This window comes from Streptomyces sp. NPDC004838 (assembly GCF_053600955.1).
In genome coordinates this window covers 41,708-58,895 of sequence record NZ_JBSGAW010000011.1, presented here as the reverse complement: position 1 = coordinate 58,895, position 17,188 = coordinate 41,708, and the positions used below count along the sequence as shown (strand labels likewise).

The 17,188-nt window shown below is 72.1% G+C and carries 14 protein-coding genes; 3 read left to right on the top strand and 11 right to left on the bottom strand.

From position 1 onward, the window contains the following. Positions 1-42: 42 nt before the first annotated feature. From ACWEFL_RS14850 to pdxH, 3 genes are all read right to left on the bottom strand, one after another. Entirely contained in the window at positions 43-564 is a 522-nt protein-coding gene (locus ACWEFL_RS14850) for an AAA family ATPase (protein WP_451711769.1), read from the bottom strand. 100 nt (positions 565-664) lie between these two features. Further along, positions 665-2,110, bottom strand: a complete 1,446-nt coding sequence (locus tag ACWEFL_RS14845; protein WP_451711767.1) for a PAS domain-containing protein — start codon at positions 2,108-2,110, stop codon at positions 665-667. Positions 2,111-2,521: 411 nt separating this feature from the next. Further along, positions 2,522-3,157 (bottom strand): pyridoxamine 5'-phosphate oxidase, encoded by a 636-nt coding sequence (pdxH, locus tag ACWEFL_RS14840; RefSeq protein WP_451712110.1) that lies wholly within the window; start codon positions 3,155-3,157, stop codon positions 2,522-2,524. Positions 3,158-3,986: 829 nt separating this feature from the next. On the opposite strand from pdxH, the gene ACWEFL_RS14835 reads away from it, so the two are divergent. Genes ACWEFL_RS14835 through ACWEFL_RS14825 form a run of 3 tightly spaced genes read left to right on the top strand, consistent with a single transcriptional unit; the run spans position 3,987 to position 5,776 of the window. Beyond that, positions 3,987-5,087, top strand: a complete 1,101-nt coding sequence (locus ACWEFL_RS14835) for a citrate synthase 2 (protein WP_451711765.1) — start codon at positions 3,987-3,989, stop codon at positions 5,085-5,087. A 51-nt stretch (positions 5,088-5,138) separates the two neighbouring features. Continuing rightward, on the top strand, positions 5,139-5,375 hold the full coding sequence (locus tag ACWEFL_RS14830) for a FitA-like ribbon-helix-helix domain-containing protein (protein ID WP_451711762.1): 237 nt from the start codon (positions 5,139-5,141) through the stop codon (positions 5,373-5,375). Further along, positions 5,372-5,776, top strand: a complete 405-nt coding sequence (locus tag ACWEFL_RS14825; RefSeq protein WP_451711759.1) for a type II toxin-antitoxin system VapC family toxin — start codon at positions 5,372-5,374, stop codon at positions 5,774-5,776. The genes ACWEFL_RS14830 and ACWEFL_RS14825 overlap by 4 nt, the downstream gene beginning before the upstream one ends. 113 nt (positions 5,777-5,889) lie before the next feature. On the opposite strand, the gene ACWEFL_RS14820 is transcribed toward ACWEFL_RS14825, so the two are convergent. The 8 genes from ACWEFL_RS14820 to ACWEFL_RS14785 all read right to left on the bottom strand — a co-directional run bounded on the left by ACWEFL_RS14820 (position 5,890) and on the right by ACWEFL_RS14785 (position 17,153). Continuing rightward, complete coding sequence (locus ACWEFL_RS14820) at positions 5,890-6,411, bottom strand: TetR/AcrR family transcriptional regulator (RefSeq protein WP_451712108.1); 522 nt, start codon at positions 6,409-6,411, stop codon at positions 5,890-5,892. A 284-nt stretch (positions 6,412-6,695) separates the two neighbouring features. After that, a complete protein-coding gene (locus tag ACWEFL_RS14815) occupies positions 6,696-7,433 on the bottom strand; it encodes an enoyl-CoA hydratase family protein (RefSeq protein ID WP_451711757.1) in 738 nt (245 codons plus the stop codon). Further along, on the bottom strand, positions 7,430-9,247 hold the full coding sequence (locus ACWEFL_RS14810) for a 4-coumarate--CoA ligase family protein (protein WP_451711754.1): 1,818 nt from the start codon (positions 9,245-9,247) through the stop codon (positions 7,430-7,432). Before ACWEFL_RS14810 ends, ACWEFL_RS14815 begins: the two co-directional genes overlap by 4 nt. A gap of 92 nt (positions 9,248-9,339) precedes the next feature. Further along, on the bottom strand, positions 9,340-10,467 hold the full coding sequence (locus ACWEFL_RS14805; RefSeq protein ID WP_451711753.1) for an acyl-CoA dehydrogenase family protein: 1,128 nt from the start codon (positions 10,465-10,467) through the stop codon (positions 9,340-9,342). A gap of 129 nt (positions 10,468-10,596) precedes the next feature. Continuing rightward, the gene (locus ACWEFL_RS14800) at positions 10,597-12,771 is read right to left on the bottom strand and encodes an acetyl/propionyl/methylcrotonyl-CoA carboxylase subunit alpha (RefSeq protein ID WP_451711751.1); all 2,175 of its coding nucleotides are present in this window, start codon (positions 12,769-12,771) and stop codon (positions 10,597-10,599) included. 109 nt (positions 12,772-12,880) lie between these two features. Beyond that, positions 12,881-14,488, bottom strand: coding sequence for an acyl-CoA carboxylase subunit beta (locus ACWEFL_RS14795; protein ID WP_451711748.1), 1,608 nt, complete (start codon positions 14,486-14,488; stop codon positions 12,881-12,883). After that, positions 14,485-16,260: an acyclic terpene utilization AtuA family protein gene (locus ACWEFL_RS14790; RefSeq protein WP_451711746.1), complete on the bottom strand. Its 1,776-nt coding sequence runs from the start codon at positions 16,258-16,260 to the stop codon at positions 14,485-14,487. The genes ACWEFL_RS14795 and ACWEFL_RS14790 overlap by 4 nt, the downstream gene beginning before the upstream one ends. Beyond that, positions 16,257-17,153, bottom strand: a complete 897-nt coding sequence (locus ACWEFL_RS14785; protein ID WP_451711744.1) for a TIGR03084 family metal-binding protein — start codon at positions 17,151-17,153, stop codon at positions 16,257-16,259. Before ACWEFL_RS14785 ends, ACWEFL_RS14790 begins: the two co-directional genes overlap by 4 nt. Between the last annotated feature and the right edge of the window lie 35 nt (positions 17,154-17,188).

Here is a 17,188-nt window from a genome sequence, read left to right as displayed (position 1 = left end):
CCGGGCGAGGGTCGACTGCGGCGGGTCGGCTTGGGGCGGACCTCAACTCTTGACGGCCTCCGCGATCCGCAGGGCGGCCTGGGCGGGCGTGAGGTGCGTGGTGTCGACGACCTCGGCCTCGGCGTGCAGCCATGTGCGGGCCGCCTCGGCGTAGGGCTCAAGGTACTGGAGACGGAAGGGGGACGGGCCGAGATCGGTGTCCCCCTCGATGCGTCCGCGGAGGGTTTCCTGGTCGGCGTGGAGGACGAAGTGCCGTACCGGAACGGCATGTTCGGCGAGGCCCGTGCTGATCTCCCGCCAGTACTCCTCGACCAGGACGGTCATGGGCATCACCAGAGTGCCACCGGCGTAGTCGAGTACGCGGCGGGCGGTCTCGACCACGAGCGGCCGCCACGGCGGCCAGTCCTGGAAGTTGCCCGTCCAGGGCAGCCCCGGTGTGATGTCCATGAGGGTCTCGCCGACCTTCTCGGCGTCGAACACCCGTGAATCCGGGATCAGCTGCTGCACGAGCGCGCTGGTCGTCGTCTTGCCCGCGCCATGGGTTCCGTTGAGCCATACGATCATGGGACCCGACGCTAACGCGGACCGCGGGCAGAAGCCCAGCGGATCGGACGCCTCGGTACCGGCCCGAGCGCGCGCGAGGTCGCGGTCGGCGGACGCTCTCTCACTCCTCGGCGCTCAGCCGTGCCAGGTCCACCGCCGAGGCCGTCAGGACCGACATGCTCTCCGCGTACACCGCGTCGGGGCGTTCGAAGGCCGGGCGGGTCGGGCCGCGGAGGAAGGTGACCACGCCGAGGACTCGGCCGCGGCTGCGGAGGACCGTGCAGAGGGCGTGGATCATGCCGTCGGGCCACTGGCGGTCCTTCGGCCAGGCGGCGACCGTTTCGGGGGGTGCGGAGTCGGGGGCGTCGGCGCGGACCGAGCCGCCCCGTTCGGCGGACTGGAGGGCGGGGTGGCCCTGGGCGTAGCGGATCGGGATGCCGCCTCCGGCGACGGGGCCGCAGGGGCCCGGCGCGCCGGTCGGGGTGGCGGCGGTGCGGATGAGGCGACCTCCGCCGCCCGGTTCGAGGAGGTCCAACAGGACGTGGTCGGCGAAGCCCGCCAGGGCGAAGTCGAGGTACGCCGTCGCCGCCTCCATCGGGTTCTCGCACTCGGAGGCGGCCCGGCCGGCGCGGTGGAGCTGGCTGGTGCGGAAGCGGAGACGGTCGGCGTCCTGTTCGGCGAGTTTCCGCTCGGTGACGTCGTGGAAGAGCCAGCCGACGCCGAGGGGCACGGGCTCCTCCGCGAGCGGGGAGGCCAGCCGGAGGAAGCCGCTCCGCCAGCAGCGGCGGCGTTGTTTCTCCGGGCCGTGCGCCAGCGTCACCCACACCTCGCTGAGCGCGCGGGGCGGGCCCTCCGCCAGGACGTGGTGGAGGGAGCCTTCCAGCTCCTCCACGCCCTGGACGAGCAGTTCGCCCAGTGGCCGCCCGAGCGGTGAGGTGCGGCCCGCTCCCAGCGCACGCGCCGCGTAGCCGTTGACGACCGTCGGCCGCAGATCGACGTCCACGAGGACGACGCCCCAGGACGCGTCGTCGAAGAGGGCTTCGCTGAGGGCGATCGACCGCTCCAGATCGATCTGGGCGTGCACCTCGCTGAAGGCGCAGTACACCCCGGCGGGTTCCCCGTCCGTGCCGAGCACCCGCGCCGACTGGGTGCGTACGAGGACACGCCCGCCGTCCTTGCGCAGCAGCGCGAACTCGTGGACCTGCCGTCCCGGCACGTCCATCGCGGCCATCAGCCGCCCCTCGACCTCACCGGCGTCGGCGCGCCTGACCGCCCAGCCGGCGAAGCCTCGGCGGCCGACGGCCTCCTCGGAGGACCAGCCGAGGATACGGGCGGCCTCGCGGTTCCAGTGCGTGATCGTGCCGTCGGCGTCGAAGGCGCAGAGCGCCGCGTCCATGCCGTCGAGGAGCGCGGCGAGCAGCTCCTCCGATCCGGCCGAGGATCCCGCCGAATCGTCGGCGGTCGGTTCCTCGGCCGACTCCTCGGCGGGATCGCCCGCCGCCGGTCCGCTCCGCTCGGGCTCGTCGGGTCCGAGCGCGTTGGCCGTCTCACTCTTGGAAGCACTCATCCCGAGCCCCCTGCAAGGACGCGTCCGCGCGAATGGATGCACGTCAGACCATTGAACTCGAACGTGACCCAGGACACACCTGCATTCCGGCAAATAATTGGGTTGAGCCGATCGCGGGGGCTTCTTAGTGTGTGGGGCACACGAAGAAAGGAGGTGGTCTGGCAGATGTATGCAATCCGGACGCGTGAGGTGACTGCGGGCTAGCGGCCCGTCGTCGCACTCTGTGCAGTCGGCGGGCCTCCTGCCGCAATCCAAAGCAGTCACCGACCCGCGGGCTCGCCGGTACGTCCGGCCGGCCCCTCCGCAAGGAGGGACCAGAGCCCGCGGGTTTCTGCGTTCCCGCCCGCGCTGGGGAGCCCCAGCGGCTTGGCCAGGAAGTGGCAGGAAGTGGCTGGCTTGGCCAGGAAGTGGCTAGGGAGCCAGGCGCTCGACGTGCCAGGCGGCGGCGGTCCCGGCCGCGCCGGGTACGTACCGCAGCCGGTCATGGAGCCGGTTCTCGTGGCCCTGCCAGAATTCCACCGTCTCCGGCCTCACCCGGAAACCGCCCCACTCCGGGGGCGCGGGGACCTGCTCGCCCTCCGGATAGCGGGACGCCAGCTCCTCGTACCGGGTCAGCAGCTCGTCCCGCGAGGCGATCACCGACGACTGCTCGCTCGCCCACGCGCCGAGCTGGGAGCCGTGCGGGCGGCTGCGGAAGTACGCCGCCGTCTCGTCCCGGCCGATCCGGACCGCCGTGCCCGTGACGGTGATCTGGCGGCCGATCGGGTGCCAGGGGAAGAGCAGCGAGACGTACGCGTTGGCGGTGATCTCCCGGCCCTTGCGGGAGGCGTAGTTCGTGAAGAAGACGAAGCCCCGCGAGTCGTACTCCTTCAGCAGCACCGTGCGGGACGACGGGCGGCCGTCGGGGGTGGCGGTGGAGACGATCATGGCGTTCGGCTCGTGCAGTCCGGAGGACGCGGCCTGGTGGAACCAGCGGGCGAACTGCTCGATGGGAGTCGGCGCGAGATCCTCCTCCAGGAACGGTGTGGAGCGGTACTGCTCCCGCATCGCGGCGGGATTCGGCACGGCGTGGGGAGTGGCCGGGTTCGAGGGCTCGGCGTGCGAGGACCCGGCGTTCGAAGTGGCGGCATGGTCGGTCACGGGGTCATCCTGCCCCAGAGGAGTGAAACGGTCGGGACCGGACCTGACCGGACCTGACCGAACGCGTCCGATCCGGCCTGTGCGGTCCGGCCTGTGCGGTCCGGTCCGTCTGGGACCTGGCCGAATCCCGGCCGAATCCCGGCCGAATCCCGGCTGGACCGGCCTGACCGACCGGGCCTGCGGAACCGACCGGGGCTTCGTAACCGGCGGCACCGACCGAACCGATAGGGACCGCTGACCGACAGGGACCGGTGAGCGAAAGGGACCGGTGAGCGACAGGATCCGCTGACCGACAGGGACCGGTGAGCGACAGGATCCGCTGACCGACAGGGACCGGTGAGCGACAGGATCCACCGACCCACCGGATGTACTGACCGACTGGCCGTACCGGCTTACTGGCCGTACCGACCCACCGGATGCACTGGACCGGCCGAATCGACCTACCGAACCGGGTGGCGGAGCCCGGCCGCAGGGAACCGCATCAGTCTGCCCGGCACGCAGTGCCGCTAATCCTCGCCGGGCGAAATAAGGCAGTGTGCCGGTTCTCACGCTTCCCCCGCATCATCGGAACCCGCCAAAATATGGGGCCGGGCCACTGTGGCCCTTCCACAGCAGGAGATATCGTTCCTGCCCCGTCGAACGGGTGACCACCGCTCGAACGGGGCATCAACGGGGTGCCCGGTCGACATCCGATCACCGCACCCGGCCTGTCGTACGCACCGTGAGGAGCCGCCTGATGTCCGACTTCGTACCTGGGCTCGAAGGAGTCGTCGCGTTCGAGACGGAGATCGCCGAACCCGACAAGGAGGGCGGTTCGCTCCGTTACCGGGGCGTCGACATCGAGGATCTCGTCGGCAAGGTGTCCTTCGGGAACGTGTGGGGGCTGCTCGTCGACGGCGCCTTCAATCCGGGGCTTCCGGCCGCCGAGCCGTTCCCGATCCCGGTGCACTCCGGAGACATACGCGTGGACGTGCAGTCCGCGCTGGCGATGCTCGCGCCCGTGTGGGGCCTGAAACCGCTGCTGGACATCGGCGAGGACCAGGCCCGTGAGGATCTGGCGCGGGCGGCGGTGATGGCGCTGTCGTACGTGGCACAGAGTGCCCGCGGGCAGGGCCTGCCGATGGTTCCCCAGCGGGAGATCGACAAGGCGCAGACCGTGGTCGAGCGGTTCATGATCCGCTGGCGTGGTGAGCCGGATCCCCGGCATGTACGGGCGGTCGACGCGTACTGGACCTCCGCCGCCGAGCACGGCATGAACGCCTCCACCTTCACCGCCCGCGTCATCGCCTCCACCGGCGCGGACGTCGCCGCGGCGCTGTCCGGAGCGGTCGGCGCGATGTCCGGTCCGCTGCACGGGGGCGCGCCCTCCCGCGTCCTCGGCATGATCGAGGAGATCGAGCGGACGGGCGACGCGGGCGCGTACGTCAGGCAGGCCCTGGACAAGGGCGAGCGCCTGATGGGCTTCGGGCACCGCGTCTACCGCGCCGAGGACCCGCGTGCGCGCGTTCTCCGCCGTACGGCCAAGGAGCTGGACGCGCCGCGCTACGAGGTCGCCGAGGCGCTGGAGAAGGCGGCGCTGGAGGAACTGCACAACCGCCGCCCGGACCGGGTGCTGGCGACGAACGTGGAGTTCTGGGCCGCCATCGTCCTGGACTTCGCGGAGGTCCCGGCGCATATGTTCACGTCGATGTTCACCTGTGCACGTACGGCGGGCTGGTCCGCGCACATCCTGGAGCAGAAGCGCACGGGCCGGCTGGTGCGGCCTTCGGCCCGGTACGTGGGGCCGGGCACGCGGGATCCGCGCGAGATCGCGGGGTACGACGCGACGGTGCGCTGAGCCCTCACACAAGCGGGAGCACATTGCTTGCATTGGGGCTATAATGCTTGCATGGCAACCGTTCATGTTCGTGATGTGCCGGAGGACGACCTACGCACGTTGAAGGTTCGCGCCGCTGGAGCCGGTCAGTCCCTGCAGAGCTATCTGCTACAGATGATCAAGAGTGAAGCATCACTTCTCACACCCGCCGAGATCGCCGAGGAAGCTCGGTCCATCGCGGCTCGTGGTCAGGTCACAGCCGACGACATCACCGAAGCCATCGCGGATATGCGCGAGGCACGCAGGTGAGCGTTCTGGTTCTGGACACCTCGGCACTCGTGGCGCTCCTCGTCGGTTCGGACTCTCTGGCCGACGAGGTGAGGGCTCACGCGGCGAGCCATGTGCTGGCGGCCCCACACGCCATCGACCTGGAATGCGCCTCGGTGCTGCGTGGCCTGGCCCGTGGCAAGAAAATCCCGGACGCCGAAGCCGAGCGGGCTCTCAATCTCCTGGGACGCATGGCGCTCAGACGCTATGAGCACATGCCGCTCCTGCCTCGCATCTGGCAACTCCGGCACAACATGTGGCCGTACGACGCCTCGTTCGTCGCACTTGCCGAGCACCTTCAGGCAGAACTGGTCACGATCGATGCCAAGTTCGCAGGGGCTCCCGGTATCCGCTGCAAAGTACGCAATCTGCGCCTGACCTGAGCACGCCGCTCCGCTCAGAGAGCGCGGTTTCGAGGATCCGAGCCCTCCGAGCCCGGGGTGCCGCGAGCCCGGGGTGCCGCGAGCCCCGGCCTCCGGTCGCCCGCAACCGGCGGTCACCCCAGTGCCTGGTCCAGCACCCCCGCCCACTGCCGCACCACCCGTTCCCGTCGCGCCGCGTCGTCCGTGAGCAGGTTCGCCAGGCCCAGGCCCCGGGCCATGTCCAGGAGGCCCTGGACCGTTTCACGGACGCCGGGGCGTGATTCGTCCACGCCGAGGAGGCGGACCGCGATGCGGTGGGTCTCGCGGCCCACCCTCGCCTCCAGTTCGGTGACGCGGGCGTGGAGGTGGGGTTCGTCGGAGGCGGCGACCCAGAGGTGGAGGGCCGCGCGGAAGAGCGGACCCGTGAAGAGGTCGACCAGGGCAGTGACGACCTCCGCGCGGCTGTGGGCGGGCAGCTCGCGCAGGGCGGAGGAACGCTGCTCGGCGACGTACTCGACCGCCGCCGTGAACAGGTCCTCCCGTGTCGGGAAGTGGTGCTGGGCCGCGCCCCGCGAGACGCCCGCCCGTTCGGCGACGACGGAGACCGTGGAACCCGCCCAGCCGTGTTCCGCCAGGCAGGACACGGCGGCTTCCAGGAGCCGCTGCCGGGTGGCCCGGCTCCGGTCCTGCTTGGGCGGATTCGCGGACGCCGCGGACTTCGGGGCCCGCGCGGGCGCGGGAGCCTGAGCCGGCGCGGGAGCCTGAGCCGGCGCAAGAGCCTGAGCCGGCGCAGGTGCGGGTTCCGGGCCACGTGGGGGCTCAGGCTCCGGGCCACGCGCAGGCACAGGCTCCGGGCCACGCGCGGGGGCAGCCTCCGGGGCGCCCGCGTCGCGGTGTGCGCGGAGGCCCGGATCGTCGCTCGGGGTGTCGCTCGATGTGGCTACAGCTCCCATGCGGGGTCCCGTCGTTCGAGGAAGGCGGTCATGCCCTCGCGCGCCTCGGGCGACGCGAAGAGGGTCGCCGAGCGCTGCACCAGGTCTTCCGCGTCCCGGTCGAAGGTCTCCAGCACCCTAGCCGTGACCAGGCGCTTCGACGCGGCCAGCCCCTGCGGGGACGCCTTGCGCACCGCGCCGAGCAGCGGCGCGAGCCCCTCGTCGACGTCGGCCGCGGCAAGCGTCAGCAGTCCGATACGGGCCGCCTCGGCCGCGTCGAACCGCTCCCCGGTCAGGTAGTAGCGCTCCGCCGCCCGTGGATCCAGCCTCGGGAGGAGCGGCAGGGAGATCACGGCGGGGGCGACCCCGATCCGTACCTCCGTGAACGCGAAGTCGGACGCGGCGGACGCCACCGCCAGGTCGCAGGCCCCGACCAGGCCGATTCCGCCCGCCCGCGTCTTCCCCGCCACCCTGGCCACCACCGGCTTCGGCAGGCTCACGATCTTCCGGAGCAGTTCCACGAAGGTGTACGGATTCGGCGGGGCCTTCAGATCCGCGCCCGCGCTGAAGACCGGCCCGGTGTGGGTCAGGACCACCGCCCGTACGGTGTCGTCCTTCGCGCACCGGGCCAGCGCCTGCGCCAGCTCGCCCACCAGCCGCGCCGACAGGGCGTTGCGGTTCGCGGGCGAGTCCAGCGTCAGCGTGGTGATACCGCGCTCGTGCGCGGTGGTGACCAGCGGGCTCATACGCGCTCTCCGTCTTCCGGCTCTCTCAGCTCGCGCCGCAGGATCTTTCCCGAGGCGGCGCGCGGCACCGCGCCGATGAAGGAGACCCGGCGGACCTTCTTGTACGGGGAGACCCGCTCGGCGACGAACGCGATCACCTCGTCCCCGGTCAGCTCCGGGGCCGCCGCCTGCCGTACGACGTACGCCTTGGGGATCTCGGTTCCGTCCTCGTCGTACACCCCGACGACGGCCGCGTCGGCGATGCCCTCATGGGTCAGCAGCAGCGCCTCCAGCTCGGCGGGCGCGACCTGGAAGCCCTTGTACTTGATCAGTTCCTTGACCCGGTCGACGACGTACAGCCAGCCTTCTTCGTCGACCCGGCCGACATCGCCGGTGCGGAGCCAGCCGTCCGCGTCGATCATGTCGGCGGTGGCGTCGGGACGGCCGAGATAGCCCTTCATCACCTGCGGGCCCCGGATCACGATCTCGCCGTTCTCGCCGGGGCCCATCGTCCTCCCAGGATCGTCCAGCGACACGATCCGCATCTCCGTCGAGGGGATCAGCCTGCCGACGGTCCCCGGCGGCGGCGGGTTCGGGGCGTCCAGCGGGACGACGTGCGTCCCCGGCGACAGCTCCGTCATGCCGTACGCCTGGCCGATCGGCGGCAGTCCGAGCCGCTGCGAGCAGGCGGCGGCCAGCTCGGCGTCCAGCGGGGCGGCGGCGCTGGTGATGTACTCCAGCGACGACAGGTCGTACCGGGCGACCGCGGGATGCTTGGCGAGCGCGAGCACGATCGGCGGAGCCACGTACAGGCCGTTGATGCGGTGCTTCTCGATCGCGCCGAGGAAGCCGTCGAGTTCGAAGCGCGGCAGCACGACGACGGTGGCGCCCTGCCGCAGCGGCGAGTTCATCAGCGCGGTGAGGCCGTAGATGTGGAAGAACGGCAGCACGGCGAGGATCCGGTCGCCGAGTTTCATCGGCAGGAGCGGGTGCAGCTGGGCCAGGTTCGTCGCGATGGAGCGGTGGGTGAGCATGACGCCCTTGGGGTGGCCCGTGGTGCCGGAGGAGTACGGCAGGGCCGCGACGTCCTCGGCCGGGTCGATGGCGACCCGCGGCTCGGGCGCGGTCGAGCCGATCATGTCGAGTACGCTCGCGTGCCCGTCCGCGCGGTCGCAGACGAAGATCTCCTCGATCCCGGCGACCAGTTCGGCGGCCCTCCGGGCGACTTCGAGCAGCGGCGACACGGTGACGATCCAGCGGGCGGCGCAGTCGCGGAGCTGGTTCGCGAGTTCCTCCGGCGTGGCGAGCGGATGGACGGTGGTGACGGAGGCGCCCGCGCGCGTGGCCCCGTAGAAGACGCTCGGGTACGCGACCGTGTTGGGGCTGTGCAGCGCCAGCACATCGCCCTTGCGGACCCCCGCGAACGCGAGGGCGGCGGCGATGCGGCGGTGGGAGTGGTCCAGCTGGGCGTAGGTGACGGTGGTGCCGTGCGCGCCGTCGATCAGCGCGACCGTGTCGCCGTACTCGGCCGCCCGGCCGAGCACCGCTTCGTGGATCGGCTGGTCGACGGGCGGGACGTCGGGGTACGAGCTGCGGTAGACGGGGCCGGTGGGGGAGGTGGAGCCTGTGCCGGAGGCGGGGCCGGCTGTGTGGTCCGTGCCGCGGTAGACGGGTCCGGTGCCGGAAGCGGAGCCTGTGCCGGAGGCGGGGCCGACATCGGCCGCGTGCTCGCCGCGGCCGGTCTGCTCGCCGGGCCTATTCCGCTCTCCGGGCCCGTTCTGGTCGCCGGGCTCATTCCGCTCGCCGGGCCCGTTCTGGTCGCCGTTCTGTGCCATGAGAGACCCCTCGCTCTGTGGACGGGCCGCGCGGACGGCTGCGCGGACGGGGCCGCGCGACAGGGCCGCGCGGACGGCCAGAATCGCGCCTGTCAGTACGATTTGGGGAGACCCAGGGACTGATGGGATACGTAATTGAGGATCATCTCCCGGCTCACCGGAGCGATCCGGGCGACGCGGGACGTGGTGATCAGCGATCCGATGCCGTACTCGCGGGTGAGACCGTTCCCGCCGAGCGTCTGGACGGCGCGGTCCACGGCCCGTGCGCATGCCTCGCCCGCCGCGTACTTGGCCATGTTCGCGGCCTCGCCCGCTCCGGCGTCGTCCCCCTCGTCGTAGAGGTACGCGGCCTTCCGTGTCATCAGGCGGGCGAGTTCGAGTTCGATGTGCGTCTCGGCGAGGGGGTGGGCGATGGCCTGGTGCGCGCCGATGGGGGTCTTCCAGACCTGGCGGTCCTTGGCGTAGTCGACGGCGCGGGAGAGCGCGTACCGGCCCATGCCGATGGCGAAGGCGGCGGTCATGACGCGCTCGGGGTTGAGCCCGGCGAAGAGCTGGAGCAGTCCGGCGTCCTCGTCGCCGACGAGTGAGTCGGCGGGCAGCCGCACCTCGTCCAGCACCAGCTCGAACTGCTTCTCCTGGGCCTCGATCTCCATCTCTATGCGCGAGCGGTGGAAGCCCTCGGCGTCCGTGGGGACGATGAAGAGGCAGGGCTTGAGACGGCCGGTCCGGGCGTCCTCCGTACGGCCGACGACGAGGGTGGCGTCGGCGATGTCCACGCCGGAGATGAAGACCTTGCGCCCGGTGAGACTCCAGCCGTCGTCCGTGCGGCGGGCCGTGGTGGTGATCCGGTGCGCGTTCGAGCCGGCGTCGGGCTCGGTGATCCCGAACGCCATGGTGCGGGAACCGTCGGCGAGACCGGGGAGCCAGGCGCGCTTCTGCTCCTCGGTGCCGAAGCGGGCGATGACCGTGCCGCAGATGGCGGGCGAGACGACCATCATCAGCAGCGGGCAGCCGGCCGCTCCCAACTCCTCCAGCACTATGGAGAGTTCGGCGAGTCCGCCGCCTCCGCCGCCGTACTCCTCGGGGAGGTTCACCCCGAGATAGCCGAGCTTGGCGGCCTCCGCCCAGAGCGCTTCCCGGTCGTATCCGCGTCCGTGCCGCCGTCCCAGCGCGGCGACGGCGGCGCGGAGGTCCTGGTGCTCCTGGCTCTCTGTCTTCACGGGTCTCCTCCTGTACGGGGTACGGGGGTGCGGGGGTACGGGTACGGGGTACGGGGTGTGTGCGGTGGCGGGCGCGGGGCGCTCGGGCGGGGTCGGCGGCGGGGTCTCCCGTACGGGCGCGGGTAGGGGCTACTCCGAAACCTCCGTGGGCTCGGCGGCCTCCGCGCCGCCGGGGGCCTCGGCGCTGTCGGCGACCTCTGCGACCCCCTCGTTTTGAGGGTCCGGCGCTTCCTGTACGACGGCGAGCAGCGCGCCGACCTCGACCTGGCGGCCCGGCAGGGCGTGGAGCGCGGCGAGCACGCCGTCGGCGGGAGAGGCGATGCGGTGCTCCATCTTCATCGCCTCCAGCCAGACGAGGGGCTGCCCCCGCTCCACCCGGCTCCCCTCGGCGAGCCCCTCCCCGACCCGTACGACGGTTCCGGGCATGGGCGCGAGCAGGGACCCGGGCTCGGTCCGGTCCTGCGGGTCGGGGAAGCGGGGGCGGGCGGTGAGCGCGTACGAGCCGGTGGGGCAGTCGACATGGACGCGGCCGTCCGCGTGCTCGGTGACCTGGAAGGTCCGTACGACCCCGTCGACTTCGAGGGTGACACGGTCGGGCGTCGCCGTGACGACCCGTACGCCGGGCAGACCTTCGACGGTGAATCCCCCGTCGCGCGTGGGGCGGTAGCGGATCTCGTGGTCGCCGTAGGCCCTGATCTGGGGCTGGGAGGGCACATTGCGCCAGGCCCCGAGCCGCCGTGGAACACCGCCGCCCGCGTACGAGCCGACCGTATGCGCGTCGCCGGCGTACGAGCCGGCCGCAGCGGCCAGCGCCGCCGCGACGGCCGCGTACTCCTCCCCCGTCGGGGCGCTCGTCAGGTCCCCGAGGTTCCGGTCGTAGAACCCGGTGTCGGGCCGTCCAGCGGTGAACTCGGGGTGCTCCAGCGATCGGACCAGCAGCTCCCGGTTGGTCACCGGACCGTGCACCCGCGCCCGGCGCAGGGCGTGCGCGAGCCGTCGTACGGCCTGCTCGCGGGTGGACGCCCAGGCGACGACCTTGGCGATCATGGGGTCGTAGTGGACGCCGATCGCGTCGCCGTGGGTGTAACCGGTGTCGACGCGCAGGCGAGGGGCGGCGGTGGCCGCCCGCCATGCCTCCGGCTCGGCGCGGCCCGTGAAGTGGGCGTCCCGGCCCCCGCCCGACGCACCGCCACCGCCACCGGCACCGGCACCGGCACCGGCACCGGCCGACCCGTTCACGTACGCGCCACCCTCGCCGGGGAAGGGCGGCGGCCCGCCGGGGAAGGAAAGCTCGTGCAGCACTCCCGTCTGGGGAGTCCAGCCCGCTGCCGGGTCCTCGGCGTACAGACGCGCCTCCACCGCGTGGCCCATCGCGGGCGGCGGCTCCGGAGAGAGCCTCCCGCCCTCCGCGATCGAGAGCTGGATTGCCACCAGGTCCACGCCGAACACCTCCTCCGTCACCGGGTGTTCGACCTGAAGGCGGGTGTTCATTTCGAGGAAGTGGGCCGTGCCGTCCGCCGCGACCAGGAACTCGACCGTGCCCGCGCCGGCATAGCCCACCGCGCGGGCCGCCGACACCGACGCGTCGTGGAGGGAGGAGACCAGCTCCGGGGCGAGACCTGGTGCCGGGCACTCCTCGACGACCTTCTGGTGGCGGCGCTGGAGGGAGCAGTCGCGGGTGCCCAGCGCCCACACCGTGCCATGGGTGTCCGCCAGGATCTGGACCTCCACATGACGGCCGTTCTCGATGTACGGCTCGACGAAGACCTCGCCGTCGCCGAAGGCGGACGCCGCCTCCGCACGCGCCGCCTCCCGTTCGGCGTCCAGGGCCGCGAGCGAGCGGACGATCCGCATGCCCCGGCCGCCGCCGCCCGCCGCCGCCTTCACCAGAACCGGGAGATCGGCGGCGGTCACCTCCGACAGAGGCTCCAGTCCCATCAGCTCCTTGGCCCGCGTCTTGGAGGCCATGGCCTCGATCGCGGACGGCGGCGGACCGATCCACACCAGGCCCGCGCCGGCCACCGCACGCGCGAACTCCGCGTTCTCGGAGAGGAATCCGTACCCCGGATGCACCGCGTCCGCGCCCGCCGCCAGCGCCGCCTTCACGATGAGATCGCCGCGCAGATACGTCTCCGACGGCGCGGCCCCCGGCAGCCGTACCGCCGCGTCGGCCTCGCGGACGTGAAGCGCCGACGCGTCGGCGTCCGAGTACACGGCCACCGTCGAGATGCCCAGTTCACGACAGGTCCGGAACACCCGGCAGGCGATCTCGCCCCGGTTGGCGACCAGAACAGAACGAATCATCAAGGTCTCTCTCACATCCTGAAAGGTCTCTCATGCTCCGAAAGGTCTCTCATGTTCCGGAAGTTCCGACGGCACGCGCACGCCTGACGCGGTCTCATGTGACGGTTCCTCACATACGGAAGACCCCGAAGCCTCCGCGCGTCCCTTCGACCGGAGCCGTGTGGATCGCGGACAGACAGATCCCGAGAACCGTCCGGGTGTCGCGGGGATCGATGACCCCGTCGTCGTACAGCCGCCCGGACAGGAACACCGGCAGCGACTCCGCCTCGATCTGCCGCTCCACCATGGCCCGCAGGCCCGCGTCCGCCTCGGCGGCCCTGTCGTCGTACGGAAGGCCCTTCGCCGCCGCCGACGCGCGCGACACGATCGACAGGACCCCCGCGAGCTGCTGCGGGCCCATGACCGCCGATCTGGCGCTCGGCCAGGCGAACAGGAAGCGCGGATCGAAGGCCCGGCCGCACATGCCGTAGTGGCCCGCGCCGTACGACGCGCCCATCAGGACCGACAGATGCGGAACCCGGGAGTTCGACACCGCGTTGATCATCATCGCGCCGTGCTTGATGATCCCGCCCTGCTCGTACTCCTCGCCGACCATGTAGCCGGTGGTGTTGTGGAGGAAGAGCAGGGGGATGTCGCGCTGGTTGGCGAGCTGGATGAACTGCGCCGCCTTCTGCGACTCAGCGCTGAACAGCACGCCCCGCGCGTTGGCGAGCACGCCGACGGGATAGCCGTGCAGCCGCGCCCAGCCCGTCACCAGACTCGTCCCGTACAGGGGCTTGAACTCGTCGAAGTCCGAGCCGTCGACGAGCCGGGCGATGACCTCACGCGGGTCGAAGGGCGTCTTCAGGTCTTCGGGAACGATGCCGAGCAGCTCCCCGGACGCGTACCTCGGGGCGTCGGCGGGGCCCGGATCGGGGTGCGCCTTACGCCAGTTCAGGCGGGCGACCACGCGCCGCGCCTGGCGGATCGCGTCCGGCTCGTCGAGCGCGAAGTGGTCCGCGAGACCGGAGATCCGGGCGTGCGTCTCCGCGCCGCCGAGCGACTCGTCGTCGCTCTCCTCACCCGTCGCCATCTTCACCAGCGGCGGCCCGCCGAGGAACACCTTCGACCGTTCCTTGATCATGATGGTGTGGTCGGACATTCCGGGGACGTACGCCCCGCCCGCCGTCGAGTTCCCGAACACGACCGCGATCGTCGGGATCCCGGCCGCCGAGAGCCGGGTCAGATCCCGGAAGAGGGCCCCGCCGGGGATGAAGATCTCCTTCTGGGACGGCAGATCGGCCCCGCCGGACTCCACCAGCGAGATGACCGGCAGCCGGTTGGCGTACGCGATCTCATGGGCCCGCAGCGCCTTCTTCAGCGTCCAGGGGTTGGACGCGCCGCCGCGTACGGTCGGGTCGTTCGCCGTGATCAGACACTCCACGCCCGCCACCACGCCGATGCCGGTGACCATCGAAGCGCCGACGGGCCAGTCGCTGCCCCAGGCCGCGAGCGGCGAGAGTTCCAGGAAGGGCGTGTCGGGGTCGAGGAGCAGTTCGACACGCTCCCGCACGAGGAGCTTTCCGCGCTTCCGGTGGCGTGCAACGTACTTCTCGCCGCCGCCCGCGAGCGCCTTGGCGTGCTCGGCGTCCAGTTCGGCGAGTTTGGCGAGCATGGCTGCGCGGCGGGCGGCGAACTCGGGTCCGTCGGGGTCGAGCGCCGATGCGATGACGGTCACAGAAGTTCCTCCGGGATCTCCACATGGCGGGACCGGAGCCACTCCCCCAGCGCCTTGGCCTGCGGATCGAACCGTGCCCGCGACGCGACTCCCTCGCCGAGGACGCCCTCGACGGTGAAGTTCAGGGCGCGGAGATTGGGCAGCACATGGCGTACGACGACCAGTTCGGCGGTCTCGGGCAGCAGTTCGCGGAATCGGTCCACGGTCAGTTCATGGGCGAGCCAGCGCCAGGCGTCGGCGGTACGGGCCCAGACGCCGACGTTGGCGTCCCCACCCTTGTCGCCGCTGCGGGCTCCGGCGATGAGCCCGAGGGGGGCGGTACGGGTGGGGCCGGTCGCGGTCCACGGTTCCGGCAGCCCGGCCGGCGGCTTGTCGAGCGGCCCGCCCGCCTCCGTACGCGCGGGGAACGCAGTCGCCGTACGCGCGGGGGCCGGGATCCGGACGCGGCTGCCGTCGGGCAGCACCGCCGTGTGCGCGACCGTGGCCGCGTCGACGTACTCGGCGCCGAACACCCCGTAAGGCGCGCCCTTCCCCGGCGGCGCGGTCACATGGAAGCCGGGATAGCTGCCGAGCGCCAGCTCGACCGCCGCGCCGGTGATCGCACGCCCCACCCGCTCCGGGTCGCCGTCGCGGACGACGAGCCGCAGATAGGCGCTGGCGCGCTCCTCGGTATCCGCGTCGGGCCGTTCCGTACGGGCCAGTTCCCAGCGCACCTCGGACGGCCGGTCCGTGCCGAACGCGTCCTCCAACTGCTCCCGCACCAGCCGCGCCTTGGCCTCGATGTCGAGTCCGGTGAGCACGAACACGACCTCGTTGCGCCAGCCGCCGATCCGGGTGAGGCCGGTCTTCAGCGTCGGCGGGGGCGGTTCGCCGCGCACGCCGCTGATACGGACCCGGTCGGGGCCCTGCTGCTCCAGCCGTACGGTGTCGAGCCGGGCCGTCACATCCGGGCCCGTGTAGCGCGCGCCCCCGGTCTCGTACAGCAGTTGAGCGGTGACCGTGCCGATGTCGACGAGTCCGCCCGTGCCGTCGTGCTTGGTGATGACGGAGCTGCCGTCCGCGTGGATCTCGGCCAGCGGGAAGCCGGGGCGGCGGACGTCGTGGCCGGTGAAGAAGGCGTAGTTGCCGCCGGTGGCCTGGGTGCCGCACTCCAGCACATGGCCCGCGACGACCGCGCCCGCGAGCGCGTGGAGGTCCTGGGAATTCCCGTGGATTCCGGGGATTCCGGGGATTCCGGGGATTCCGGGGATTCCGGGGGCCCAGCCGAAGTGGGCGGCGGCTGGGCCGGTGACGAGGGCCGCGTCGGTGACCCGGCCGGTGACGACGATGTCCGCGCCCGCGCGCAGACAGGCGGCGATACCGCCCCCGCCGAGATAGGCGTTGGCGGTGAGTACGCCGGGGCCCCAGCTCCGGCCGAGGAGGTCGTCGCCCTCCACATGGGCGACCTTCGCGGGTACGCCGACGCGTTCGGCGAGCGCGCGTACGGCGTCGGCGAGCCCGGCGGGGTTGAGGCCGCCCGCGTTGGCGACGATCTTCACCCCTCGCTCGTGCGCGAGGCCGAGGCAGTCCTCCAACTGCCTCAGAAACGTCCTGGCATAGCCGAGCCGGGGGTCCTTGAGCCGGTCGCGGCCGAGGATGAGCATGGTCAGCTCGGCGAGGTAGTCACCGGTGAGGACGTCGAGGGGCCCGTCGGTGAGCATCTCGCGCAGGGCGTCGAAGCGGTCGCCGTAGAACCCGGAGGCGTTCCCGATACGGAGGACGTCACCGGTCATGACACCGCCTCGCCACCGGAGTCGGAGTCGGCGTCGGCGGGGCCGCGCCGGTCGCGGGCATCGTCGCGGCCGTCCGCCGCGCCCCGTGGCTCGCGGCCCTGGCCCGAGGGGTCCCGTGGCTCGCGGCCCTGGCCCGCCGGGCCCGCGAACGCCTGGGCGATGTCCAGCCAGCGGTCCGCGTCGTCGCCCTCGGCCCGGACGGCGAGGTCGGCCCGGTTCGCCCGCTGGGTGACCAGGAGGCAGAAGTCCAGGGCGGGGCCCGTCACCCGCTGGGGCGCGTCCTCGGGGCCGTACGTCCACAGTTCGCCGTCCGGTCCGGTCAGCTCCACCCGGAACGGCACGGACGGCGGGGTGAGTCCATGAACCCCGTGGGCGAAGTCGCGGGCGCGGACGCCGATGAAGGCCACATGGCGCAGCCGGGCGGTCGGCGGGCGCGGGATGCCGAGGGAGTCGGCGATGTCCTGGCCGTGGGCCCAGGTCTCCATCAGCCGGGCCGTCGCCATGGAGGTGACGCTCATCGGCGGGCCGTACCAGGGGAACCGCGCGCCGGGCGCGGCCTCGCCCAGGGCCTGCCACAGTTCCTCGCGGCCCTCGCGCCACCGGGCCAGCAGTTCGGCGGGCGGGCGGAGGGCGCCCTTCTCGGCAGCCGCGTCGACGAAGGAGTAGGGCGCGGCGAACGCCTTCTCCGTCTCGACGGCGAACGCGTCGGGGTCGGTGACGGCGAGGAGGGCCGCCGCGTCGGTCCAGGCGAGGTGGGCGATCTGATGGGCGATCGACCAGCCGGGCGCGGGGGTGGGCCGCGCCCACTCCCCGGCGGGCAGTTCCCGCACCAACTGGTCGACACCATCGCTCTCGTCGCGCAGATCGTCCAGTACGACGGTCGGGTCGGACACGGTGCGCTCCCTGGGGACACGACGGCGGTGTGCCC